We start from the raw sequence: 25,702 nt of genomic DNA, 5'->3' as shown, positions 1-25,702 counted from the left end.
GTTTCACTGCACGTTAAGAGAATACAATAAGGACAATTTTATGGTTATTTTTGGTTCTACGAATACCGATGGCACAGGTTCCGCAGCCAACCTTAGCCAGTTCAATGGACAAATGATTGATTGGGAATTTGATAGCGTTGCCTATTACATGCATGAAAACTTCAAATTCGAGACTGAACACGTGTCTGCTTTCATTCAAAACATCTCGGACATTGGCGCTTTTGGTGTCAATGTGACCAATCACGGTCCATGGAATGGAGAAGGACTTAAAGAACTCTTCATTCGCGATACTGGGTTATATAACATCAGCGAAACCACTGAAATGAACGTTGAAGGCTTTGTTGATGTCAATATTGCATTGAGTAACGTTGACGCGTGGTGGGGCACCTTTACCCTCAATATTAACGGGGCAAAACGGGGAAATGTGGATCTCAGTAGCTTTGAACAAAACGTGGACTTGAACGTGGCGTCATACAGTAACAGCGGTAATTGGGGCAATCTCTATACCATCGCAACAGGTAACGGTGACGATACCTTAACCTTTAGCGCCAGCTCAGAGCAAAGTAACACTCATTGGACCGAATTCTCCGTGGACCTTGGCGCTGGCGATGACCGTTTTGTTCTCGATCTCCACAGTGCTGACTCAGCAGACATGACGCGGTTTATTGATGGCGGCGACGGATTTGACGAAATCGCGCTCTTTGCTGATAGCATCGCCTTGGACTTTGCCAATGTCGAGTGGCTCAACGCCGAAGATTCAACAGTCGAATTGCCGCTCACTGAGCAACAGCTTGCCTCCAATGGTGATGATACATTTGGCTTGATTGTCTCAAATGCACAGGTTGAGTTTGCTGACAGCATCATTGATATCGACGTGACGGCACTGAGTGACGCTCAATACGCCTATCTGGATGGCTTAGATATTGATCTCAGCGCCGAAGATTACTTTGCTGTCACGGCGTATGGCTCTGATGCCAGCTACCAACTGCTGATGAACAATGTCGATGATTATGCCGTCGCGTAAGAATGCGTTAATCCCTATCGCGAGCTTGCTATTTACATAACGTAGCGATTCAAATATCAGGGAGACTGGCCGTGTCTCCCTTTTATATTATCTTTGGTCCAGTGATTACTGGTTTGATGATGCTTGACCAGAGCTTGGCTGCCCTGCCATTGGACAGTGGATGCCTTGAGCCGAATTCATTTGAGCGCCATTATGATGATTCGCCATCCAAGCTTCTCGAGCTTGCGGATCATTTTGCATCTTTTCATGCCAATCTTGCATCGCTTTCCAGTCACCATGCATCATCTGCCCGCTTTGTACATTGCCCATGTCACCACGTTGACCTGCAGCATTCATATGTGCATAAACGCCTGTCGATACGACAGCGACAGCAGCAACTAAGGCCGTTTTAGTTAATGTTTTCATCATTATTCTCCCGTTTCTAACCTAAGTTGATTACAGCATGAGACGTGAAGAAATGTGTGTCGCAACGATTTTGTTTTATGACAAATATTGCCGTTTATTCGCTTTGACAAACTTTGTCACACATTTAGCAAGGTTATGTATAAGATAGAGAGAGACGAGAGCAGTATGAGGTTGAAATGGAGAGAGTTTATCGTATTTTGGTTGTCGATGATCATCAGGAAATTCGCGACTTGCTACAGCGTTTTTTACGCCAGCATGGCTTAGACGTTGTCACAGCAAGTGATGGCGTTGAAATGCACCAACGCTTAGCGGCGCACTCATTTGATCTCATGATTCTCGATCTTATGTTGCCAGGCAAAGACGGCATTACTTTGTGCCGAGAGGTTCGAAGTCAAACCAACTTGCCGATTATTATGCTGACCGCGCTTGGTGAAGACATTGACCGAATTATTGGCCTTGAGGTTGGTGCTGATGACTATATCGCCAAGCCCTTTAACCCTCGAGAGCTGCTGGCGCGGATTAAATCGGTACTGCGTCGCCATTTCGCTATTCCGAGCATCGAATCGCAAACCAATACGCCATGTGACTACTATTTTGCACAGTGGCATCTCAATGTCACGCGTCGAGAATTACTGTCACCCAAAGGCGAACTCACGCCTTTAACCTCAAGTGAGTTTGCGATGTTACTGGCCTTTGTTAGCCACCCTAACGCTGTATTAAGCCGCGACGATTTACTCAAACTGGTTCAAGGCCGAGGAGACAATGTTTACGATCGCGCCATAGACACATTAATTAGCCGCTTAAGAAAAAAAATAGAACCCGATTCTAAGCACCCAACATTCATTAAAACCATTTGGGGTGGCGGCTATCAATTTAGCTGCCAAGTGCGTCATGATAACTAACTATCTTCGCCAAAAGCTGATTTACCAAATCGGGATTATCGTGCTTGTCGGCTTTGTGATCAGTTTTGTTCTGTCACTGTATCTGCTTTCATACGACAAATCGCAAAGTCTGAATAAGCTTTCGGTTTCCCGAGCGCTGCAACGTGTGGTATCGATTGCCGATACACTAAAGCAAACGCCCGACTCACTGCACCGAACGTTGCTTGACGCCAGTGCTAGCTCAGATTTGCAACTATCACTCACGAAAACACCAAAAGTCGCCGCTCAAAATTCGTTAAGTGGGATGGAAAACGACGTCATACAAGCCTTCAATCAAGCAGGCTATCCTCAAGCAAACATCACACTGATCGCGTCGCCTGACGCGCCTTTAATGTCCCTTGATGAACAAAATATGGCAACAATGCATCAGCGAATGATGGGTACAAATTCGATGATGGATAATCGCGCTTCGAACGGGCACCACTTAATGCTGAGCCCAAGGAGTTTCAGCGCCACCATCAATGGCTCAGTACTGGTTGCCAAACAGTGGCTCAATTTTTCATCCGGCGTTGAAAAGAGTGCGGCCCATTGGTCTAGCAGTGTCTTGTTGACTTTGGTTTGCGTCATGCTGCTAACGGTATTGGTTTCACTGATGATTATCCGCCGCGCCCTTAAACCCATTCGCCAACTGGGTAACGCCGCGCAAATATTCGCGCATACCAAGCAAGTTCAAGAAGTGAACAATGACAACCTTCCTCAAGATCTCACCCCCACCATCAACGCTTTTAACCAGATGCAGCATCAAGTGACCGAATACATCGATGAGCGAACAAAACTGCTCGCCGCCATTTCCCACGATCTACGAACACCGTTGACCAGTCTACGACTAAGAGCCGAATTTCTTGAAGAGAATGAGGATCGCCAGCAAATTCTTAATAATATTGAGACCATGGATAAAATGCTCAGCGAGACACTGCGCTTTGCAAAACAAGATGCGCAACCTGAAACCTGTCAACGCACCGAGCTTTATCCGTGGTTTAACGCTATCTGCCATCACTACCAGCAGCAAGGGATTGAGATTACATTGCGCTGCCCTAACGATGCGGTGGGGTCGATTCCGGTTATAAACTTAAAACGTATGGTTGAAAATTTGCTGAATAATGCCGCTCAGTATGCTGGCAATGACGCTTCTATTTCACTCGAAGCCGTTGTAACGTCGAATAGATTATCGATCAGTGTGGTTGATACCGGTGTCGGTATTGAACCGCAGCATCACGAGCAGGCATTAAAGCCATTTGTCCGATTAGATAACGCGCGTAATACTCAGCAATCAAATATCGGGCTTGGCTTGGCGATTACTCAATCTTTAGCCAGTAAGTATGGCGGTGAGTTACGCCTAGAAGCCAATCAACCGAAAGGGTTGAAAGCCACGATTCATTTAGCGCAGTAAGGTCAATTGCCTGTCGCTTGTTCGGCTAAACAGTCCATCGGCAACGTCTCGACGAGGTTGCCGATGAACAAGGTTAACTTAAGCGCTCAGTGATGGTGGCTTTGAGTTCAGTAACGCGTTCTTCGGACAGTTCCATAGAGTCAAAGAACACTTGGGGCTTCGCGTATGACATCCCTACATACAGTGCACACGCTTTCATCGGCGTCAACACTTCCTCCATTGTGCTTTCAATCAGACCTTGCTGTGAATACATGTGCTCACTGGCACCTGCCGTCGTCACAACCAGCAACTCTTTGCCTTTGAGCGCTTCACCTCCAGGGCCAAATGCCCAGCCGAATGCCCAAACCACATTCAAGTACTCTTTCAGCATTGGGGTTAAGTTAAACCAGTGCGTTGGATACATAAACACAATGCGTTCCACACCCTTACAAGCCGCTTGCTCGGCCACAACATCAATCTTGCTCGTATCTGTACCGTAAAGTGTTTCCAAATTACGGACCGTCACATCACCAACGGACAAAGCGGCTTCTTGCAACGATTTAATTGCTTTTGACGCTTCAGGATAAGGATGAGAAACAATAACCAACGTTTTCATAGAGACTTCCCCATTTAATAATTAATGATTTTAAGTCGTTCGCTGCAACAAACATTATTTTGCGAGACCTTCAAGCAACCAAGCGTTAGCCTGTGAGCCTGCTAACCGGTGTGAAATAATCGCTTGATACGCGCTAGAGTGATACCAGGCATTGGCTTTTTCGATACTATCAAATTCAAGCATTACCACACCGCCTTGTGGCGGTTTACCCTCAACCACGTCGATATGCCCACCAGCGGCAATCAATAGTTTTCCGCCAAATACAGTCAACGTACCCGCGACTTGCTCCAAATACGGTTTGAGCGCTTCAGAGTCGGTCACTTTAGTATCAAACATGAAATAAGCCGGTTTACCACCTTGCATACAATGCCTCCTAACTAATACCCGTTTCAGAGAGGGCCATTTTTGAGTCGATTTGCACAAAACACCTCGCTTTTACCAGCAACCGTCTTCGCATCGAATTGTGCCGGCCAGCACAGAATTATGCCGCTAAACATTTGTAATGTTAATTGAGGTTATGGTTGAACATTAATCAACTTAACGTTAATAATGATGCGTATATTATTGATAGTTGGAACAGCAAGTTATGAAAATTTCCCAGCACGTACGCGCTATCGCTTCGTTCGTTGAAGCAGCAGACGCTGGAAACTTCACGGCAGCGGCGAAAAAGCTATCAATCAGCCCCGCCGCTGTCAGCAAAAATATCGCCAGCCTAGAGCAGGCGCTTGATGTTCGTTTGATGAACCGCACCACGCGTAAAGTTAACCTAACCGAAGAAGGCGAAGCCTTTTTAAGTCATGCGCGCAGTGCACTGGATACACTTGAAAATGCGGTAGACAGTTTGGTTGCGACGAAACAGGAGATCAGCGGTCACGTTAGAATTTCGACCAGCGCAGCTATTGGCAAAGAATGTCTGCTTCCGGTTCTACCTGAACTGCTCAATCGCTATCCTCATTTGTCGGTGGACGTTGACTTTGATGACCGAGTGACAGATTTGGTGCGTGACGGCTATGATATTGCCATTCGGGGCGGACATATTGTTGATTCCTCTTTAATCACCCGACCTGTCAGCCACCTCAGTACACTCTTGGTGGCCTCCCCCCACTACCTAGCGCAAAATGGTGCGCCCGAATCACCGGATGCACTCTGCGAACATAGATTAATAGCGCGCCGATTTCTCGGCGGTAAAGTCAACGTTTGGCGATTTTTAAACCAAGATGGGAGCATCATTAACTTCGAACCCACGCCTGCTGTACTGACTTTATCGGCCCCTGAAGCCTCGCTGCAAGCCGCGTTATCTGGGGTCGGTATCGCCCAAGTCGCGATGCACAATGCCATTGAATATTTAGAACGCGGCGAACTGCATATTGTTCTCGCGAGCCATTATGACCCGGGCTCTTTCGAGCTGGTTATTCAGTACCCACATCGCGCTCTTATCGCCCCGCGAGTACGTGTCACCATTGACTATCTTCTTGAGGCGTTTAAGCAAGATAAGAATTTGCATTATCCGCTCAGTCAATTAAGCCAGTATCAATATCCTGCTTAATTGATTTAATACGGCTTAAGCCAATGCTAAGCCTAATGACGGCGGGAATTTTTGAGCGCAATATCGTAGCGTGCGGCCATTGGCGTACGCTGAAAGACTTGTTTAAATTTGGTCGAGAAGTAATTGCTATCTTGAAAGCCAACATCGAACGCGATGTCAGTGACGGATTTGTCCGAATACAGTAATGCTTCCATTGCTTTACTGGTGCGAACATAATTGAGGTATTGATTGTAACGCATGCCGGTGAGGCGTTTAATATTTTGCGCCAGAACTTTCGCTGACATTTGCGCACGCTCAGCCACTGACTCCAGATCGTTAGGTTGATCAAAATGGTGGTTTAGGTGCGCGATCACCGCTAACGTTTTTTCAGCGTTGTCTCGACCGTTAATCGATAATACACGGCCACGTTTCAATTCAATCAATAACAGAGTAAACAGTGAGCGAATGCTAAGGTCAGTTTCCGGAGTGCGCACCGTCGACTCCCAATGAATTTGCTCTAGCAATGATTGAACACGCGCTAAGCTCGCATCATTGATAAACCAACTTTTTGGCTGTGCGTCACCCAGTGGTAGATAATCCAGCAGCGCTTGTGAAGCGGGTAAGCTCTTAAGATCGAAGAGCACATTATTTAAGTTTAAGCCGCTCACATTTTCATATAAGTGTTTATCACCTTGATTGACAAAACACACATAGTTTTTGCTCAGATTCATCGGCACATCGTTTAACACATGGGTGCCATAGCCTTGAGAAACAATAATAATCTCCTCAAATGAATGTGAGTGCTCTGGAAACGACTCCTGCGGCGTGCGAGATTCGATTTTGATTGGCGTGTGGGCGTTAATCGCAAAATCTTGAGTGTTCAAATTCATCATCATCCGCCTAATAGGTTGAGCTAACGGTTAGAGGGTAACCAGTGCCGACAACGTTCTGCCACACTGGTTAGGTCGGGTTTAACCTTGAGTTATAAGTCACGCCCGTTGGTGTCAATAATCTGCTTATACCAGTTAAAGCTTTTCTTCTTCGCGCGGCTAAGATCGCCAGAGCCATCATCATGCTTATTCACGTAAATAAAGCCGTAACGTTTTTTATATTCGCCGGTCGTAAACGACACACAATCGATACAGCCCCAAGGGGTATACCCCAAAAGCTCAACACCGTCTTCGACAACAGCTTTTTTCATCTCTTTGATATGTGATTCAAGATACGCTATTCGATAGTCATCATTGATTGAGCCATCACTCTCCACCTTATCAATGGCTCCAAACCCGTTTTCAACGATAAACAATGGCTTTTGATAACGCTCATAAAGCATGTTTAACGAATAACGAAGTCCCACGGGATCAATTTGCCAGCCCCAGTCCGATGCTTTAACGTAAGGATTATCGAGGCTACCTGGGAATCCGGTTAAGCCTTTGCTTTCACCTTTTTCAGTCGCCGAAACCGCAACGGACATGTAGTAACTAAAACCGACGTAATCACAACAGCCCTGGGCCAAAATGCGCTCATCATTTGGCTCCATTACAATTTCGTAGCCCTTCTTACGCCACTCTTCGCGAATATAGGCTGGATATTGTCCTCGGACATGCACGTCCCCAAACAAGAATCGGTCACGCATTGATTGATTCGCAAACATCACATCCTCTGGTGCACAGGAATATGGATAGATCGGAATAAATGCCATCATGCAACCAATTTGAAACTCAGGGTTAATTTGATGACCAAGCGCCACTACCTGCGCGCTGGCGACCAATTGGTGATGCACGACTTGATACATGGTTTGCTCAGGTTTGTCGTCATCATTGAAAATCACACCAGAGTTGGCATAACCAAACAGCGGATACGCGTAATTTTTCTGGTTGTTGATCTCGTTAAACGTCATCCAGTATTTAACTTTACCGCTGTAGCGCCTCATGACGGTATCTGCGTAATGTACGAAGAAATCAACGACCTGACGACTGCGCCAACCTCCATATTCCTTCACCAGATGGTACGGCATCTCAAAGTGCGAGAGGGTGATGACTGGCTCGATATTGTGCTTTAACAATTCGTCAAACAGATCATCGTAGAATTGCAGGCCTTTTTCATTTGGCTCGACTTCATCACCGTTTGGAAAAATACGGGACCACGAAATGGATGTACGAAAGCATTTGAATCCCATCTCCGCAAACAAAGCGATATCTTGTTTATAGCGCCCATAAAAGTCGATGGCTTCATGGTTTGGATAAAATACATCGTCTTGGACACCATCGGTCACAATGCGGTCTTTATCAACCGCACCACCGCTCAGAACATCCATAATACTTGGACCTCGACCATCTTGATCCCAGCCCCCTTCAACTTGATGGGCGGCGACGGCGCCTCCCCACAAGAAGTTATTTGGAAAAGTGTTGCTCATGAAAACTCTCTCTTTGGTTGTGCAGCATGACTAGCTAAACTTGCGATGCATGTCGATAAGCTCTTCAATCAATTCACGCGCTAACATCGATGTCATGATGTGGTCCTGAGCGTGAACCATGATCAGATTCACCGGGACTTTCCCCTGCCCTTCATCTAATCCAATCAGTTCCGTCTGCACGCCATGAGCACGTTTCGCCGCTTCTGTCGACTGCTTGAGTAATTCATCCACTTCATCCCAGTGGCCTTTTTTGGCATTGCTTAATGCTTGCATCGCTAAACTTTTAGATTCGCCAGCATTAATAATTAATTCCATTACCGTTGATTCGAGATCCATATTCACTCCGACAATAAACGCATTCCGAAAGTAATAAAATTCCAGAATTTAAAATAAGTTAAATAACCTTCTTAGTATTAATTTATCGATTAAGAAGGTTAAAGCTTGGTCAAAGAGCTTCTCATCACCAGAAGCCCTAATTATAATTTAATACAATTAATATGTGATTTTATTAATAAATAAGAAAGCAATTAACCGAGCATGGCGAGTGCATCATCAAGGATTTTATCGCCTTTCATCATGCCATAATCCATTTGATTAATGACCGCAATTGGCTTACCAACACCATCCGTTTTTACTTTAAAATCACCAAGTTTGTACTTAATTTGTGGGCCAAGAAGAAAACAATCATACTTATCAAGGTTCGCGTCAAACTCATCTAAACCAACGGCTTGAATGTCTACTTCCAGGTTTTTTGAATCGGCAGCTTGTTTCATTTTTTTGACGACCATGCTGGTAGACATACCAGCGGCGCAGCAGAGTAAAATTTTTGTCATCGTCTTTACCTTTTTTAAATTTTTATTGGCTTTTCAGCAAAATGTAACCGGTTCCAATTTATATATCAATGTCATTAAAGTCTGTGATAAAATTCTCAAAATCTTATATAAAAATGACAATATTTGGCTTATTTAACAATACTTATCAAAGTCAAATAAATCATACAAATATCAAAATAAAACCTTAAATTAAGATAAATAAATTGACTTAAAGTTAATTTATTATCCGTTAATATTTTAAGGTAAACATTATTCCAACACATATTGATTGATGGCGTTAATATCTACCCAATTAAACATTAACTGACTTCAATATTTACTTTAATTTCTCATCGAGAAACTGAATAATGACGTCCATAATCTCAGGTTGATACCAAAGAAATCCCGCATGATCTGCTCCTTTTACCACGTAACGAGTGGAGTCGACGCCGCCCTCGATTAACGCTTGATGTAAAATTTGTGTCTGACTAGGCGACACAATTGGGTCAGCATCGCCGTGCATGAGCAAAAACGGAGGCGTTGCTTTAGAAATATAAGTGATGGGGTTGGCTTTTGCGGCTTTGTCTAAGTCACTTTGTATTGAGCCGCCAGCTTGGAATGGAATCCCATTGACCAGCATGGCTTCGGGAATCGCGGGCGATTGATGTTTTTTCTGGCGTTCTTTCGAAAAATCCGCGGCAACCCGAGTGAGATCTGATAACCCATAAAGGTCAATGGCAGCTTGAACATCACTACTTTGGTCAAGGTAATCACCTTTATCAAATTCATGCATCCCATTGGTGGTTGCCGTTATTGCAGCGAGATACCCGCCAGCAGACTCGCCCATCACCGCGATACGAGAAGGATCAATACCAAACTTTTTAGCATTTGCACGCATATAGCGCACCGCAGATTTGACGTCTTCAAGCATACCTGGGAATGTCACCATCGGTACAACACGGTAATTAATACTCGCCACGACATAGCCAGCGCGAGCCATATCAACACGCTGGCCAATAAATTTGGTTTTGGGCGCGTCCATGAAACCTCCGCCCGTCACAAATAGAACCGCAGGCAAAGGCGTTTTAGAAAACGGCTGGATCACATCCATCGATAAATTGATGGGTCGACCCATATTATTAAAGGTTTGCGCATAAACAAAATCTGAATTCAGACGAATTGGCGGCACGCTCATCTCAACCGAGAGCTCCTTACTGTCTGAATTGGCAGCAATGCTCGAAAAAGCAGTAGAGAGCGTCGCTGCGAGTAAAAGTACCTGCTTAATTTTCATGATATTCATACCTTTCTTGCAAAAAATTGTCGTTATTAGAAAATCGTCTTAAGAACTAATGTCATTATTTATTGTTATTTCAAACCTTAAATGATCAGAACCAAATTTGCGCCCGATAGCCAAATACCCATTCTGATTTAGTGTCAAGATTCGTTAATTCTTGCTCGCCTCCCACATACGAGACCGTAATGTCTGTTACCGGTGCAGCCCAACGAGTTGCTTTAAGTTGAATCGCGGGTCCAAAAGCCAATTTATACATAGTGCCAGTCGCTCCATCACGACCATCTTTGTTGGTGGTATTATTGACAACCGCTTCATAATGAAGAGAAATATTATTCGTTAAAGGCTGCTTCACATTGACCGCAGCAAAAATCCCGGTCTCAGTCGCGCTGCCATACTCTCCGATACCCCCGTAGCCCGTGTCGCGAATATAAGTCATACGGTTGGCATCTTCATCACGGTCGGTGTATTCATAAATCAGCGCGGATTCAATACTCAATCCACGATAATCATAGACAGTTCCAAACATACTTAGGCGCATCGATATGTCTTTTTCCTCACTGAGTGCACTAATACGATTGGTATTAAGATATTGCGCGATGACTCCGCGTCCGGCTTGCGCTTCAATCACCGATTGCCCATCAAGCAAGCCAAAATAAGAACCAAAGGTGTACTTGCCAAATACGCTAAATGCATCACGTGGGTTATTTCTTATCGGGTCGTCAAGCTCATGAACATACGTGCCACCAAACTCGTAATTTCCTAGGCGGTAGGCGACATCGAGCAAATTTCGGGAACCTTCAGCCGCTTCGATTGCATTTTCCGATGACCAATCAATTTGGTTGTAACCAATGGTAATATCGACATTTTTTCCTAGATAACCCACACCTGAATCAACATTTACTTCACGAATGTTGTACGCCAAAATACCAATCCGCTCACCCGTGTAGCGGCGGCCCGCCCATAGCTTGGTATCTTGTGGCATAAAATCGAGCCCGCCAAACTGTACATACATCTGTGCGGTTTCCACCCCTTTGTCACCGTAGCCGACAACTTCATAAGTAAAATCAGCCCATTGACCCGGATCGACAGTATCATCCCAGCGTTTGTTAATCGCCAGTGAGACAAAATAGTCATGCCAATAATTGTTGCCGAGTTCCCCCATTTTGCCACGCGGATCTTGGTTAGGACCGGTTGGATCCATATGTAGAGCCAGGTTTTTCGGTTTTCCGAGGTCTTGCTCGAAATTACCTGCCACCATACCGTAGGCATGAAAATTAATGCTGTCATCAGCAATGGTAGAGAAAGAAGCAATAGCGGTAGCCGCTACTGCAAAACAGAACTTTTTTTTCATTTAATACACTCCGTGTTATTTATTACACTTGATATGTATTAAGCTTTATACGTTATTAAACTCTGTACTAAGTCTCAGAGTAAATGGAAAAATTGATTCATACCTAAAAATAGAAAATAACAATAAAACCATACATAATAAATAACAGTCCAGGTGGATAATAATTTCACTTGGCCAGTTATTTGAGAGTATTTTGCGACACAATGAATGGGGTTTTGATAACCTATGTTGCACATTTTATTGTCGATTATTGCGGGTAGGATGGAAGAAAAAAAGGCAAGACATTTTAAACGACATAGCTCACAAAATAAAAAACCATCAAACAAAGTTGATGGTTTTTTATTCTTATTAAAGATACTAACTCGCTAAGTCTTGAGTATCCAGTTTAATGTTATCTCGAAACTCCTTAACACTTACTTGGTATTTATCACGGAAAACCTTGTAAAAGTGTGAAGCGTTCTCGTACCCGGTCATATTAATAATTTCAATAATCGAATAATCAGTGTGCTTAAGAAGATAAACACTTTGTTCCAAGCGTTTTTGCAACAAAATCTCACTAAATGTTTTTCCTGTAAAACTCTTAAGTAAGCGACTCACTTTATAGTTAGGTTGATTAATCTTATTTGATATATCTTTCAAACTGGCCGTTCGGTAGTTATCTTCGATATACCGCAATACTGTTACCGCAAGGGATTCACAATAGTTCATACTGACATAATAATCACTAGACTCGACATTAGATAACAGTTCAGTAATCAATAAGCCAACTAAAAAGTTAACACGGATCTGTTTGAGAGAGTTGTCACCATAAATTTCATTAATAATTTTAGAAACAGAGTCCTGAATTTCTTTATTCTCACCGACTTTGAAATGAATATGTTCACCAAGTCTCTTCTTTCCGTTGATAGAAGAAAGAATAAATTCTGTGATCAAATTATCAGTATCAAATAACGAAATAAGTCGACCAAAGAATTCAGGTTCGATAATAAAATTAATAATGATGTCGTTGTCATCAGCAGCTTCAACTTCATGCTGAGCAAACTGATTCAGCAGCATGATTTCCCCTTTGTTTTGCACCACTGGCTTACCGTTGACAACTTGGTGCATTTGGCCACTGTAAACATAAACAAGTTCAATGTAGTCATGAGAATGCAACGGCACATTAACAAAACGACTCTGTTTTTCGATGTAGATATGTTTGTCTTGAAAAAACTGACGCTTAACACGCTTAGTAAATACATGATTTAATTTAAAGTCTTTCGACAAAAGAGATAATTCTCTATCAGTATACGACGTGAGTTCTTCATGAACGTTGGCATCTAACATATTTCATCTTACACCAATTGATATTCTAATTAGTGTACTAAAACAGAATTTAATTTTAGGTTCAACTCTCGAATGTCAGTTATGTCGAGTTGGATATGTTTTTCATCATATAGTTTAAAATTAATATCACAAATAGAGTTTTTATATTTCTCCGGAATAACTAGAGTACATTGACTCATATTGTGTGGAATAGATAAGGATAAATGAATTTTCTCATTCTCTTTTTTCCATTCACAGTGAATCAATCCTTTCATACTTTGATAACAACAACTGACATGCGAAATATCACTCGCAAAATACGGCTTAATCAATACCTTATTAGCACCGATCGCATCATCACAGATGTGAATACCACCTAATGATCGGTATAGCCAAGAAACATAGGAACTGAACATTGCATGGTTGCAAGACCCATTATTGTTGTCTCCAAAGAACTCTTTCAAAGCGCGGTTATTATCTTTTAACATATGACTAATACCTTGTTTTTGATATAGCCATTTATAGATCACTGCGTTAACATCTATTTTATTAGCCAGTTGGTAAATAAAACTTTGACCAAAAATTCCACACGTTAAGATATAATGATTTCTCTCAATTACATTTAATAACTCATCAATTAAGGGTTGTAGCTCAGGTTCAAGCTCAAAATAAATCGCAAATATGTAGCTTGTCTGGCTTTTATCTGCATAGCTACCATCTGGGTTACGATATAAATGCTTTATCTGCTGCTTGATGTTGTTTGCTTTTATTTGGTAACCATCGGCCTTATCCGATCGCCCAATACACTGCTCAAACTCCGCCAACAACTGGGCATGATAATAATAAAAGCAACTGGCCGTAAAAGCTCGCGCTGGAGATGATTGTTTATAATCCCCTTCGCTGGGTGTACTGCTTCCCCAATCTCCTAGGCAACATTCTGAAATAGCAGGTAAGCCAATGGACTCTAAATGAGAAAACTGCGCTTCGAGTGAGGGAATCCACTGTTCAATCAGTTGTTGATTACCGTAATGGCGGTGATGCATTTTCAGTAAGTAAGGTACCGCCAACTGCCAACCTAAAGGGCCCGCACCTTCCCCCGTACCGTTACTTTTAATCCCCATAAACGGCGCGGTTTCGGGAAAACCGCCATTATCGCGCACATCGTTAACAAAATCCGCTAGCGTTTTTTGATATAAGGTCGCGGAATCAAACATTAAGACTTGCGAATCCGCCAATGCCACCATGTCGCCACCGTACGCTAAACGCTCCCTCGCGCAATCTTCAATCACCGAATGAATGTTATTGAGCTTCGTGGTCTTTGCAATTTGATACAAATCATTGAGATAGTAATTCGAGCACTCAAAGTGCCCAACTTCACGTAATTGAGTATGGGCGTAGAACGCTTGAATATGTTCAAGCTTAGTCAGTTCGATCCCCTTAATTTCCACATAGCGAAAAGAGTGGTAACAATATTGGTTAATAAAGCGATTTTTACCAATTTGAGGCAGGCAAGCGTCTAATTGCGCTGCACGCTCAGGTGCCCCTGCGCCGCCAGGCACCACAAAGCTTTCACTCACTTGTTTTCCAACAAAACCCGCTAAGGTGGAGTCTGTATTTAAGCGCCCGTCCAAATTCCGTTCCTCGCTATAAAGAAACGAGACCTGTTGCGTACTATCAGAATAAAACTGAGCGTCGATAAAACCGCTCACCGTTTCACCAAAATCCACCATCAAATGTTTAGGTCCAAGTTCGGTGATCGCAAAGGCTTCAACGTTTTTACCAAGCGCAATTTTGTCGATAAAGCTAGGAATCAGACTTCCTTCAGGGCCTTGGCATAGAGTGGCTGGCTTGCCCGGTTGGTGGTTCAAGGTTAAATCCGCAGCCAATTCACTGGCGCGTTTCAGATCGACCCTTTCACCAAGATACATATTATTAGCAAGATAGGCACCTGGCACCACTTGCCAACTGTCGTCCGTCGAGATGACTTGCTGATGCTGAGCATGATGAATCACGATGTCAGCCAGCAGCTTAGGCTCACCAATGGCCAAGACATCACGCAGATTATATTTACCAAATAACGTCAGCGGCGCTGGATTATACCAACCATTGGCCAGTTCAACGGCAACATAGTTAGTTCCTGGTTTCAAGTAACGGGTGATATCAAACGTGTCGTAATAAACGACTTTGTCGTAGTTGCTCCAATCATTATTTAATTGATATTCAGACACGCGCTGTCCATTGATATACAGCGTGTAATAGCCAAGGCCTACGAGATGGATATAAGCACTTTCGGCTGCGTCTTCAATCTCCAGTGTTTTTTTCATCCAAACGTTATGGGTTGGTGTGTAATAGTCACTGTCGTTATTGAGAGTATGACCGTTTGAAATCCACCGCCCTTGGAATCTGCCAAAATTTCCAGTCATAAACGAGTTTGTAAAAACGCGAAAGCTTTCCGCGTCTCCATAAACCACCACCTCAACATGGTATTGGCAAGAAGGCTTAAGCGTTAAGCCTTCAACACAGTGGGTATTTTCGTTGCCAAATTTACTTTTAAAGTAAAGTGCTTTGCCTTGATGGTAAATATTTACTTCATATCGATACTGAGTAAAGTCGACTTGCCAGCTCACATTAATTGCTTGACGATCAGTAACAACCGCGTGCAATTTATCGTTAATCGTTAATTGTTTTGTACTCATAGCTAGCTCTTTGCTTCCACTTCTTTAAGCGAGGCAGCGGCTTGCGCGCGCTCTTCTTGTTGTTTCAGTTCCGCCAGTTCTTCGTTAACAGCAATCTTATCGGCAATCTTGAAGAAGAAGTACCAACCAGCAAAGCGCACGACGAACGACAACACTTGAAAAGCCGCTATTTTCCAACTTCCTTGCATAAACCCTGAGAGAATAATCGGCATACCAGCGGGAGCCGCAACACCTGCGACTGCGGGTAAGATATCGATCACGGTGAGGTAATAAGCGCCGCCAAGAATCACTGCATTTAATAGAATATATGGAATCGCGAGTGCGAAGTTCATCACCAAAGGAACGCCGTATGCCATGGGTTCACCGATGGTAAACACGGCAGGCACCACCGATATACGGCCTAGCGTTTTAAAACGCTCACTTTTCGCCATGAACGCCAACATAAAGGCCAGCGGGAATAAATCCCCCGCGGTGTACGTCATAAAGAACGCAAAACCGGTGATGTTTGGCGTTGGGTTGCCAGCAGAGAAAGCAGCCAGCTGCGCGGCATCCATCGCAAACCAGATCGGTGCCACAATGCCCAAAGTAATGGCGTGGCCATGTAAGCCAAAAAACCACAATAACTGAGCAAAAATCGATACCAAAATTACCGACCCAATCCCAGCACCGAGTGACGTCAGTGGCGCTTGAATAATGCTGTAAATGATATCGTGAATACTGCCTAACCCACCGATGGTGATGGCTGCCGACAAGACGGTGAAACCAGAAAGAATGATGATACCAGGAACCAGTGAAGAAAATGATTTGGAGATAAACTCAGGCACACTGTCTGGCATTTTTATGATCAGCCCTTTGAGGGTAATCGCGACAAAAATCCGCGAAGAGACAAAAGCAACCATAATCCCAGTAAACAGCCCCATTGAGCCTAACCATTGATTAGGTATATCAATAGCTTGCCCTAACGGCCCCATCTCACCTAAGTTATACGGCGTCAAAATAAAGAACGAGATCATTGAGATCAAGCCAGCCGTAAAACCGTCAACATTAAAGCTCTTGGCGAACGTATAAGCCACCGAGAACGCAACAATGACCGCCAGAAAGTTATTGGTAAAGTTAATGGGAATATCAAAAAATTGCGCGAGATTATGCTCGGCAATAAATTCCTGATAGGCAGGAACCGGAAACACTTTAAGTAGCGTAGCAAAAGAGCTCATGATCGTGGCAGGTAGCACCATCATCATACCGCGCATGATGGCTTGCAAGTATCGGTTTTGTCCGATCCGTTGCATCAACTGCATCATGTTATCTTGAATTATAGTTTTGTTAATTTTCATAGTGGATGACCGTATGTTGTTTCACTTGAACGTTATTCTCAAAACGAACGCATATCGGCTTAGCGGTCGCGAACTCACTGAGGCCCTACGTTGACTTAATCATAAGCAGCGCCGCGCTGGCTGATAATATCGGGCGTTGCACAATTAATTGACCATGTTTGCAAGCGCAAAGGTCGTCGAAGATTTCAAGCAAATGAACAAACTGAAGCTATGAATAAAAGACCAAAAAGCAGGCAGCGATTTGATTGGATCGCAAAAAAAACGCCCATTGAATAATGGGCGTTTTAAATAGGCTAGTCGTAGTAGACGTTACAGTTTAAAGCGTCCAACAATACTCACAAGCTGAGAGTTGACTGAGGCGATGGTTTCCATATCAGACAATGCTTTCTGTCCATTGGCATCCAATTCACCCACAATGTCATTCAACGCCGTCATATTGCGACTCAGTTCATGTGTAACACTGCTCTGCTCTTCTGCCGCCGTCGCAATTTGCGCGCTTAAGGTATTGATTTCAGCGACATAGGTTGTCATGGTTTCTAGGCTATCTGCCACTTCACCAGAGCCTTCTGCCGTTTCTTGGCAGCGCTGCTTGGTATTTTCCATTGATTCAACCACCACTTGCGTTCCTTTCAGTAGATTGGACAGTGCCACTTCCACTTCTTCGGTACTGGATTTAGTGCGGCTGGCAAGATTACGAACTTCATCCGCAACCACAGCAAATCCACGTCCCTGCTCGCCGGCACGAGCCGCTTCAATGGCAGCGTTCAATGCAAGCAGGTTGGTTTGCTCAGCAATATCACCAATGACACTCAACACTTTATTGATCTCCTGAGTTTCTTGGCTCATGCGATGGACATTTTCTGCAGCCAGTTCGACATCACTAATCAACGCAGAAACCGTATTTTGTGACTGGCGAACGGTGTTTTGAGATGCCGAACTGGTTTCATCTGCTTGTTGCGTCAATTCAGCTGTATTTGCAGCATCAGTTGCCATTGAATTCGCGGTGGCATTCATCTCTTCTATCGCAGTCACCACTTGCTCGGTTTCGGTCACGTGGTTTTGCAAAATCGATGAGTTATGCTCAGACTGCTCGCGCATCTGAGACACATTACTTTGCAGTACACCTGAGATATTCTGAATCTCTTTGATCATATCTTGCAAGCTTGCGATAAAGGTATTCACCCCTTTTGCGATTTCACCCAGCTCATCATTGGTGTCGACCTGCAAACGCTGAGTCAGATCGGCATCGCCGCTAGACAGATCTTTGATGGTTTTATTGAGTGACAGTATCGGACGATACAACACGCGAACCACCAAAAATGCGATGATAACACTGACCAGAGTGGCAATAATCGCAATAGTTATTGCGCTGTTTCTTGCACTCGTCAACTGCGCATAAGCAATTTCAGTGTTAATCCCTAACACAAAATACCATTGCTTATCCGCGACTTGGATTCGGTCCGCAAACAAGATTTTGTCGACGCCATTGAGTTGATACTCCGTGACAACCGCTTCGCCCGCAACCGCTTGGTTAGCCGCTGAAGAAAACCAAGAGTAATCGGTTGCTTTTTTACCAGTTTCAATCGCCGGTGATGTCGAAGCCAAAACGGTGGTATCTTGATTGAGGATTAAGGCAACTGAGCCATCAAGGTCGGTGGAGTTTTTCACTAAGTTACTTAAAAACTCCAACTTCATATCAACGGCCATCATCCCTTGTTTGACTTTTTGAACCACGCTGACCCAGTAAATGCTTGGATCGTCAGAGTCCGGGTAAGGATCCGTCACTGAGGGCGTTTCCGCTTTCAGTCCATCTTGATAGTAACTTTGTTCACGAATATCGCCGTTGTACTTATGATTTGGCCATGCGTCTGTTTCTTGGTTCCAGTAGGCATCACCGTTGGATTCAAACCCCACAAATGAGCTTCCGGTATTCAGTGCTGTCGCAAATTGCTCAGTCATGGCGACAATCTGCTCAGGCGTGGTAGCAGGAAAATCTTGCTGTTTATAGATATCACCAAGTCCCTTCATTCCAGCAATTTTTTCACCCAAGAATGTTTCGACCAAATCGGCACGCCCTTTAACATAGGCCTCACCCGAACTGGTGATGAGATGGGTCATGGCTTCTTTTTGCTGGGCATAAGAGATATAGCTTGAAATAGAAACGGAAAGACCAACCAACAATATCACGGCGATAAGTAGGAGCCGTTTAAATCCAAGTTGCTTCATGTGGGTATACCTTATTCACTCATTAGTTCATAAAGTATAGCGATGAATTGAAAGGTAAAAGGACAAAATACGACCTATTCGTAGTTATTTTGTCCAAAGATACCCATTGTGTGAATGTTATTCAAAAAATAAAGAAAAACCATGAGGTTATATGGCTTTCCTATCTATATGCAATCACAAACATAGTTATTGTTGATTCGAGATTTTATCGGTCATTAGCCCAAAGTCGTATCAAGTACCATCATCAGCGCAAAACCAATCATTAAGCCAATGGTCGCAACTGTTTGATGACCGCTTTGGTGAGTTTCTGGAATCACTTCATGCGAGACAACGAATAACATCGCGCCACCAGCAAGGCCCAAACCTATCGGATAAGCAATGAGGTACCCGCCGGCTAAGCTCACACCAAGCAGTGAGCCGATCGGCTCTAAAATACCGGTCGCGATAGCAATCAATACTGACGTTTTTGGTGATAACCCAGCCGCACGCAAGGTCAGTGCCACCGCTAAGCCTTCGGGAATATCCTGTAGTGCAATAGCCGTGGTTAACGGAATACCGACGGAGAAATCTCCTTGAGCATATCCAACCCCAATGGCCATCCCTTCAGGGAAATTATGCAAAGCTATGGCAAAGACAAAAAGCCAAGCGCGATTGTAGCGTTCATGGCCAGGACCACACGGACCTCCTTCCATGTGCTGATGGGGAGTGAAACGATCTAATCCCAGCATCAGCGCCACGCCAATCGCCATACCCAATATCACCACCATACCACCAACAAATCCACTGCCCGTAATGTCGGTGCCGGCTTCAACACCAGGCAGTAGCAAGGAAAAAGCAGAAGCGGCAAGCATCATGCCTGCTGCAAAACCGAGCATTGCATCAGAAAGTTTTTGCGGTATTTCCTTGATAAACAGTGCTGGAAATGTGCCGACTGCAGTCGCAACAAACCCTGCAGTACCACCAATAAACGCATACTTGCTGTACACTTGCCGCGTACCCGTGGCCGCCTCAAACACGAGTAGAGCAATAAAAATCACCGATGCCACCAACGCCGATGCGATGATGGGGTGTTGTGAGGAATGATCGCGTAGCGACCCCACCCACGACGGTGCTTGAGCTCGGTTCATTCAACTCTCCTTGGGACAATTTGCCTCTGGTAAAGTGGATTAATATACGTTGACAATGATCAGTCTACCCTATCAATGCAAATACTCACGTGGTTAGTAGCTATTAATTTGATAGGCGAAACCAAGCAACTCAAACGAGTGGAAATTTCAAATAATTCATAATGTTGGTCAACAGATGTAACAAAAAATTCCATAAAAAAATGCGACAAGTTTCCTTGTCGCATAAACAATCACCGAATTTGATCAATTTACTCAATCTCGTTGAACGTCGCATCGCGAACATCGAGCTCTGTTTGTGGGTCAACCCGCAGCTGATAAAACTGGTGACGAAGATAATAACTTGGGTAGTTATAAGACTCGTAAGACACCGCTCGGCTATCCGCTAGCCCTGCCCGGCGATAGAATGTCGCATCTTGAGCAAACAAGTCACTGCCATCACTATACTCCATATACAACACAAACCCTCGATGCCTCAAGTAATACCCGGGATGGGAGATTGAAGCAAACGAAATACCGCTACCATCGGCAAGCCCTGATACGATGCGGAATTGACTGGAATCGACAGGGTCAGGTGACGCTTCCATCCACACCCCGTTCGCGCGATACGAAAGCTTATACCCGGAAAAATCTATCGGCTCAATTTGTGTCGCTTTTGGTCTTAAAAACCGCCATTGCTGCTGAAGCCCATCTAAGTCCTCCCACTGACCCACTTCGGCATTATTTTCCAACGAAGCATTAACCGTTTCAAGCAACAACTGACTGTTTACGTTCGCCACTTTATACACGGATTGATCACCGGTTTGCGCACTCAGTTGCCACTGCTGATTGATGCCGCCATTTTCTGGCCACAATATCGCGCGCGCTCCATTGTTGATTGACGCACCGCTTACATCAGCAACTTTATCACTTGCTTGGTGAGTAAGTGTATATCGGTCATTGAGTTGATGACGAACATTCCAACGTTGTGTTACTTGTGCATCACACTCGGTTTGAACGAGTTGCGTACCATTGGTCGTTGCACCATAAAGCGGCTGTAAACAGTGCTCACTTAAACGATTTTGTAACACAAACTCGCCTTCAATGCCCGCAGTGCCGACGCCCTCGGTTGTTGGAGTGACTTTTTCAATTGCACCGCTTTGATCATAGTAAAGGCGGTCCATTGCGACGCTGCGTCGATATTCTCCGCCATCCGGTAAATCCGCGTTGTGATATACAAGATACCAGTTATTTTGATATTCAATGATCGATTGGTGGCTGGTTGGTGAACTAACATCCTCTGCATCGAGTATCACTCCTTGATGGATAAATGGGCCCATAGGATTGTTCGCCGTTGAATATTCAATCCGCTCTGGCCAACCCGCGGCATAAGATAAATAATAGATACCGTCTCTTTCATGCACATAAGGGGCTTCAGTGAAGTTAGGCACTTGATCGGTACCAATACTACTAATTTCACCATCAAGTTCAATCATGTTGTCTTTCAGTTTAACCACCTTGATGATGCCATTATTGGTCGCATTCCCCCAATACATATACGCTTGACCGTCATCACCCACAAATACTGTTGGGTCAATATCTAAGGTTTCATTCGGAGTCATGCTATCGGTGACCAGCGCCTCACCAATGGCATCGACAAAAGGCCCAGTTGGCGAATCCGAAACAGCCACTCCGATACCAAACCAACCGTCGTTATCATTATTAACCGGTACATACCAATAGTATTTATCACCGCGCTTAACCACTTCCCCTGCCCACGCATCCGCCGAAGCCCAGCTAAAGTCTTCGAGCGATAACACTTCACCATGGTCAGTCCAATTCACCAAGTCTTGAGATGAGAATACATGCCAATCGTCCATTCGATAATTGGTATCGGTCACCGATGCTTCGTCATGACCGGTGTAGATATATACCGTATCATTATCGACAATAGCAGCCGGGTCTGCGGTGTAGATATGTTTGATAATCGGGTTGTTAGCACACGCGAATAACGGGATGCAGAAGATGAACGAAGCACTTGCACTTCGCTTTAACCATTTTATGTTCATGTAAAGCTCCTTTGTATGTCAAAACAAGGATCACCACCGATCCTCGCAATGCGTTCAGACATCCAAAAGGCACAACAGCTTTACTGCACCTTGCGTATCACCTCTTACACTCAACTGATGCTATGCATCGTGTCCCTAAGTGTTGACCACATTGGCTAAGCTCATCCTTTCACGTGCGTTTACGTGCTCTGGTCCTGCGCCTGTTCGCACCGCTACTTTAGTGACCATCCTATGGGATGCACAGTGATGGGAGGCAGTTCCTCTTGAGGTTCCAATAAATAAAATTTGTAACATCATCAAAGATATAAAGCCGAGATATGTGACAAGTTTTGTTTCCATTAGTGAGTAAATCGTCAGCGTCTATTTATAAAAAATGCCCTATGTTGAACCGTTTTCGGATTCAATCCGAGACAACTTTGACTATTTCCGTTACCATCTCGCTAATTTCAAAAACGCCATTTCATTTTTGTTTTTTGATACCGTGACTCGGTTTCACTAAAGGTTGTAGTTATGTCTTCGGATTCATCACAGTTCTTTTCTCGGCCCCTGACTGTTTATTGCCTAGCTATTTTGTGTACCTTACTTTGGGGCAGCGCCTATCCTGCCATCAAAACTGGGTATGCGATGTTGCAAATCGAGGCCCATGATGTCGCGTCGCAAATGGTTTTTGCTGGTCAGCGTTTCTTATTAGCCGGCATTCTATTGCTGATTTTAGCGCGGCTGTTAGGTCGGCATCGCGGTCATTTCAGTTCACATAAAATGCGTCAAATCGTCATTTTGGGCTTAACACAAACCAGTTTCCAGTACATCTTTTTTTACATCGGTGTGGCGTTCGCAACCGGTGTTAAGGCTTCGATCATCAATTCAACTGGCACCTTTTTTAGTGTTCTTCTGGCCCATTTTATCTATCAAAATGATCGGCTGACTCATCGCAAAACACTCGGCTGCGTTATCGGCTTCTTAGGCGTGTTTATTGTGAACTTTGACCAGTCCCTGCTCGACTTTCAGTTCAGCTTAGCAGGAGAAGGCTCAGTGATGTTGGCGGCATTTATTCTCTCCGCAGCATCGATCTATGGTAAAAAAGTCTCGCAAGGCATTGATGCTATGTTGATGACGGCATGGCAACTGGCCATTGGTGGGCTTGCACTGTTATTGATTGGATTGGCGTTTGGCGGGCACTCTGGTCATTTTGATCTTGGAGGCTCAGCGCTCTTGTTGTATTTAGCGCTCCTCTCTTCTGCCGCGTTTGCAATTTGGAGTGTATTACTCAAATACAACTCGGTGGGCACCATTACGATTTTTAACTTCTTAATTCCGGTGTTCGGCAGTCTGCTCTCTGCGCTATTTCTTGGCGAGACCATTCTGGAATGGAAAAACCTCATGGCGCTTGGGTTGGTGTGTAGCGGTATTTATCTCGTAACGCGCAGCAGACGACCTAACCCCGCCCCTGCCCAGGTGAATCCCTGAACATCACTTAGGCCCAACGCGGTGTTCATGCCGCGCACAAACAAAAAGGGTTAACCGCATTGATTGCCGTTAACCCTTTTTGTTCTTTAGGCGATAGATTAGCGACTGAGTAACTCTGTTTTCAGCTTAACGACCACTTTTCTTACTTTACTTGGCGTTTCCAACGCCAAATTAGGCATATGAATGGTTTGCGGCGTGAAAATATAAAAATGACCAAGTTTCATCTGGTTATATTCCAACTCAAATTCATCGTGTTTAATGAAACAGATATCCCGCTCAGCATCGTAGTCATATTGGCTATCAAGCGCTGCTAATTGCGCATCACTGACTCTCACCCAGCCAAATTGTTCTTCGCCAGACACAAGCAGCTGAATATCGGTGTAAGTGCGATGAAATTCGGGTCCAACTTTGCTTTGTGCCGCCGTGTCATACTCCATAACGATAAAGAATGCATCATCGCCAGAAATACCTTCAAATTCGTATTTACCGAGTTCCAAATTAGCGAGGTTAGTGGCTTTTAATTGCTCTAACATCGCGACCACTTTAGGTGAAAACAACACGCCATTTTCCGAACTATCAAACTTACTCACCAACATGGTGAACGCTCCTTATGTGTAATCAAAATATCTGCTTTTAACTTCGCAGTCTAATTTGAGAATAAAATAAAAAGCTGTTTCAACTCAAGTAAAACAAGAAAACAAAGATGGAAAGTTTGTTATCGCGCCGCATCACATCCAAGACTTAAACAGGCGTAGCCAATGTGCCACTTCAAGGCATGAGTTTAAAACTCTTGATTCATTTTCTGTAAGCTCTGCATAAGAGCGTGCTCTTGATGCTCATCCAAACCTTGCGTCAAATCTTGCACCAGTTTCAGATGCAATTGGTTATGCTGACGATGCAGTATTAATCCTTGCTCAGTCAGCCTTACAACGATGGCACGGCGATCTTGGGGATGGACAGCCCGCTCAATCAACCCACTGTTAACTAACTTATCAACCTGAACCGTTAATGTTCCGGTGGTGATTCCCAGTTTTTCTGCCAACTCTTTCATGCGCATCGCGCCATGACTCCCGAGCACTTCAATAGTATGAACTTGCGCTAATGAATAGCCGGTCCCTTTCACCACTGATTGTTCCCACGAGGACATCTTGTCGTAAAACTCAATCAGCAGCTGATTTAATTTCTCTAACTCGCTCATAAACTACACGTGATTCACTTCTATGGTTAGGTGGTGGATTTTATCAAACTTACTAAGTAACTGTTTAAAATCATCAACATTTTTATCGTTTGATGACTGTAATGACATCGCTGCAGCATAGTGGTCGGCGCTGACTTTCCAAATATGAAAATCCGAGACTTGAGCATAAGGTGTAATGGCATCAAGCACTTGCTGCTTATAGGCACCATCAATGCTGGCGTCCAGTAAAACGGGCCCTGTCTGTTTAAGTAGTCCCCATGTCCATTTTGAAATCACTAATGCGCCCACGATCCCCATAATCGCATCAAGCCAATTCCAACCGATATACTTACCGACAATCAGCGCGACAATTGCCAACACCGAGGTTAGTGCGTCAGCCATAACGTGCATATAAGCCGCTCTTAAATTGTGATCGTTATGCCCATGTTGATGGTCATGGTTATGCTGGTGGTCGTGGTCGTGGTCGTGGTCGTGGTCGTGGTCGTGGTCGTGGTCGTGGTCGTGGTCGTGGTCGTGGTCGTGGTCGTGGTCGTGGTCGTGGTCGTGGTCGT

General features: G+C 44.3%; 23 protein-coding genes. 5 read left to right on the top strand and 18 right to left on the bottom strand.

Translation table 11 applies throughout. From position 1 onward, the window contains the following. Positions 1 to 40: 40 nt before the first annotated feature. Entirely contained in the window at positions 41 to 1,024 is a 984-nt protein-coding gene (locus ACFFUV_RS14325) for a hypothetical protein (protein WP_390194116.1), read from the top strand. Positions 1,025 to 1,129: 105 nt separating this feature from the next. Here ACFFUV_RS14325 and ACFFUV_RS14320 read toward each other — a convergent pair whose 3' ends face one another. Then, entirely contained in the window at positions 1,130 to 1,432 is a 303-nt protein-coding gene (locus ACFFUV_RS14320; protein ID WP_390194114.1) for a hypothetical protein, read from the bottom strand. 173 nt (positions 1,433 to 1,605) lie between these two features. Between ACFFUV_RS14320 and ACFFUV_RS14315 the strand changes: the two genes are divergently transcribed. Continuing rightward, positions 1,606 to 2,331 (top strand): response regulator, encoded by a 726-nt coding sequence (locus tag ACFFUV_RS14315; protein ID WP_390194112.1) that lies wholly within the window; start codon positions 1,606 to 1,608, stop codon positions 2,329 to 2,331. Beyond that, a complete protein-coding gene (locus tag ACFFUV_RS14310; RefSeq protein ID WP_390194109.1) occupies positions 2,321 to 3,760 on the top strand; it encodes a HAMP domain-containing sensor histidine kinase in 1,440 nt (479 codons plus the stop codon). The genes ACFFUV_RS14315 and ACFFUV_RS14310 overlap by 11 nt, the downstream gene beginning before the upstream one ends. 73 nt (positions 3,761 to 3,833) lie before the next feature. Here the strand turns inward: ACFFUV_RS14310 and ACFFUV_RS14305 are convergent, their stop codons facing one another. Continuing rightward, a complete protein-coding gene (locus ACFFUV_RS14305) occupies positions 3,834 to 4,355 on the bottom strand; it encodes an NAD(P)H-dependent oxidoreductase (protein ID WP_390194106.1) in 522 nt (173 codons plus the stop codon). 54 nt (positions 4,356 to 4,409) lie between these two features. Then, positions 4,410 to 4,718: a DUF1330 domain-containing protein gene (locus ACFFUV_RS14300; RefSeq protein ID WP_390194103.1), complete on the bottom strand. Its 309-nt coding sequence runs from the start codon at positions 4,716 to 4,718 to the stop codon at positions 4,410 to 4,412. 223 nt (positions 4,719 to 4,941) lie between these two features. Here ACFFUV_RS14300 and ACFFUV_RS14295 point away from each other — a divergent pair, with 223 nt between their 5' ends. Continuing rightward, positions 4,942 to 5,901 carry a LysR family transcriptional regulator gene (locus ACFFUV_RS14295; RefSeq protein WP_390194101.1) on the top strand — a complete coding sequence of 320 codons (960 nt, stop codon included), beginning with the start codon at positions 4,942 to 4,944 and terminating at the stop codon, positions 5,899 to 5,901. A gap of 32 nt (positions 5,902 to 5,933) precedes the next feature. On the opposite strand, the gene ACFFUV_RS14290 is transcribed toward ACFFUV_RS14295, so the two are convergent. The 12 genes from ACFFUV_RS14290 to ACFFUV_RS14235 form a co-directional block, all read right to left on the bottom strand. After that, positions 5,934 to 6,770: a helix-turn-helix domain-containing protein gene (locus ACFFUV_RS14290; protein WP_390194099.1), complete on the bottom strand. Its 837-nt coding sequence runs from the start codon at positions 6,768 to 6,770 to the stop codon at positions 5,934 to 5,936. Positions 6,771 to 6,862: 92 nt separating this feature from the next. After that, positions 6,863 to 8,296 (bottom strand): 6-phospho-beta-glucosidase, encoded by a 1,434-nt coding sequence (locus tag ACFFUV_RS14285; RefSeq protein ID WP_390194097.1) that lies wholly within the window; start codon positions 8,294 to 8,296, stop codon positions 6,863 to 6,865. Between the two features lie 30 nt (positions 8,297 to 8,326). Next, on the bottom strand, positions 8,327 to 8,632 hold the full coding sequence (locus tag ACFFUV_RS14280; protein WP_390194095.1) for a PTS lactose/cellobiose transporter subunit IIA: 306 nt from the start codon (positions 8,630 to 8,632) through the stop codon (positions 8,327 to 8,329). Between the two features lie 191 nt (positions 8,633 to 8,823). Continuing rightward, a complete protein-coding gene (locus ACFFUV_RS14275; protein ID WP_390194091.1) occupies positions 8,824 to 9,129 on the bottom strand; it encodes a PTS sugar transporter subunit IIB in 306 nt (101 codons plus the stop codon). A 316-nt stretch (positions 9,130 to 9,445) separates the two neighbouring features. Then, positions 9,446 to 10,399, bottom strand: coding sequence for an alpha/beta hydrolase fold domain-containing protein (locus tag ACFFUV_RS14270; protein WP_390194090.1), 954 nt, complete (start codon positions 10,397 to 10,399; stop codon positions 9,446 to 9,448). 94 nt (positions 10,400 to 10,493) lie between these two features. After that, the gene (locus ACFFUV_RS14265; RefSeq protein ID WP_390194087.1) at positions 10,494 to 11,753 is read right to left on the bottom strand and encodes a carbohydrate porin; all 1,260 of its coding nucleotides are present in this window, start codon (positions 11,751 to 11,753) and stop codon (positions 10,494 to 10,496) included. A 357-nt stretch (positions 11,754 to 12,110) separates the two neighbouring features. Beyond that, positions 12,111 to 13,079: an AraC family transcriptional regulator gene (locus tag ACFFUV_RS14260; RefSeq protein WP_390194084.1), complete on the bottom strand. Its 969-nt coding sequence runs from the start codon at positions 13,077 to 13,079 to the stop codon at positions 12,111 to 12,113. Positions 13,080 to 13,108: 29 nt separating this feature from the next. Beyond that, the gene (locus ACFFUV_RS14255) at positions 13,109 to 15,754 is read right to left on the bottom strand and encodes a family 78 glycoside hydrolase catalytic domain (RefSeq protein WP_390194081.1); all 2,646 of its coding nucleotides are present in this window, start codon (positions 15,752 to 15,754) and stop codon (positions 13,109 to 13,111) included. 2 nt (positions 15,755 to 15,756) lie between these two features. Beyond that, positions 15,757 to 17,088: a PTS sugar transporter subunit IIC gene (locus ACFFUV_RS14250; protein ID WP_390194077.1), complete on the bottom strand. Its 1,332-nt coding sequence runs from the start codon at positions 17,086 to 17,088 to the stop codon at positions 15,757 to 15,759. A gap of 309 nt (positions 17,089 to 17,397) precedes the next feature. After that, a complete protein-coding gene (locus tag ACFFUV_RS14245; RefSeq protein WP_390194074.1) occupies positions 17,398 to 19,314 on the bottom strand; it encodes a methyl-accepting chemotaxis protein in 1,917 nt (638 codons plus the stop codon). A gap of 215 nt (positions 19,315 to 19,529) precedes the next feature. Then, a complete protein-coding gene (locus ACFFUV_RS14240; protein ID WP_390194071.1) occupies positions 19,530 to 20,441 on the bottom strand; it encodes a ZIP family metal transporter in 912 nt (303 codons plus the stop codon). A 248-nt stretch (positions 20,442 to 20,689) separates the two neighbouring features. Further along, a complete protein-coding gene (locus ACFFUV_RS14235; RefSeq protein ID WP_390194068.1) occupies positions 20,690 to 22,486 on the bottom strand; it encodes a family 43 glycosylhydrolase in 1,797 nt (598 codons plus the stop codon). Positions 22,487 to 22,996: 510 nt separating this feature from the next. Between ACFFUV_RS14235 and ACFFUV_RS14230 the strand changes: the two genes are divergently transcribed. Beyond that, the gene (locus ACFFUV_RS14230) at positions 22,997 to 23,953 is read left to right on the top strand and encodes a DMT family transporter (protein WP_390194065.1); all 957 of its coding nucleotides are present in this window, start codon (positions 22,997 to 22,999) and stop codon (positions 23,951 to 23,953) included. A gap of 98 nt (positions 23,954 to 24,051) precedes the next feature. On the opposite strand, the gene ACFFUV_RS14225 is transcribed toward ACFFUV_RS14230, so the two are convergent. The 3 genes from ACFFUV_RS14225 to ACFFUV_RS14215 form a co-directional block, all read right to left on the bottom strand. Beyond that, entirely contained in the window at positions 24,052 to 24,549 is a 498-nt protein-coding gene (locus tag ACFFUV_RS14225; protein ID WP_390194062.1) for a NanQ anomerase/TabA/YiaL family protein, read from the bottom strand. Positions 24,550 to 24,734: 185 nt separating this feature from the next. Continuing rightward, positions 24,735 to 25,151 carry a MarR family winged helix-turn-helix transcriptional regulator gene (locus ACFFUV_RS14220; RefSeq protein WP_390194059.1) on the bottom strand — a complete coding sequence of 139 codons (417 nt, stop codon included), beginning with the start codon at positions 25,149 to 25,151 and terminating at the stop codon, positions 24,735 to 24,737. A 3-nt stretch (positions 25,152 to 25,154) separates the two neighbouring features. Next, positions 25,155 to 25,702, bottom strand: a 548-nt coding sequence (locus ACFFUV_RS14215; protein WP_390194055.1) for a cation diffusion facilitator family transporter, incomplete at its 5' end; no start/stop codon positions are given.

The sequence above is a fragment of the Vibrio olivae genome (assembly GCF_042428525.1).
Taxonomy (GTDB): Bacteria; Pseudomonadota; Gammaproteobacteria; order Enterobacterales; family Vibrionaceae; genus Vibrio; species Vibrio olivae.
This window is presented reverse-complemented; position numbering and strand designations above follow the sequence as displayed.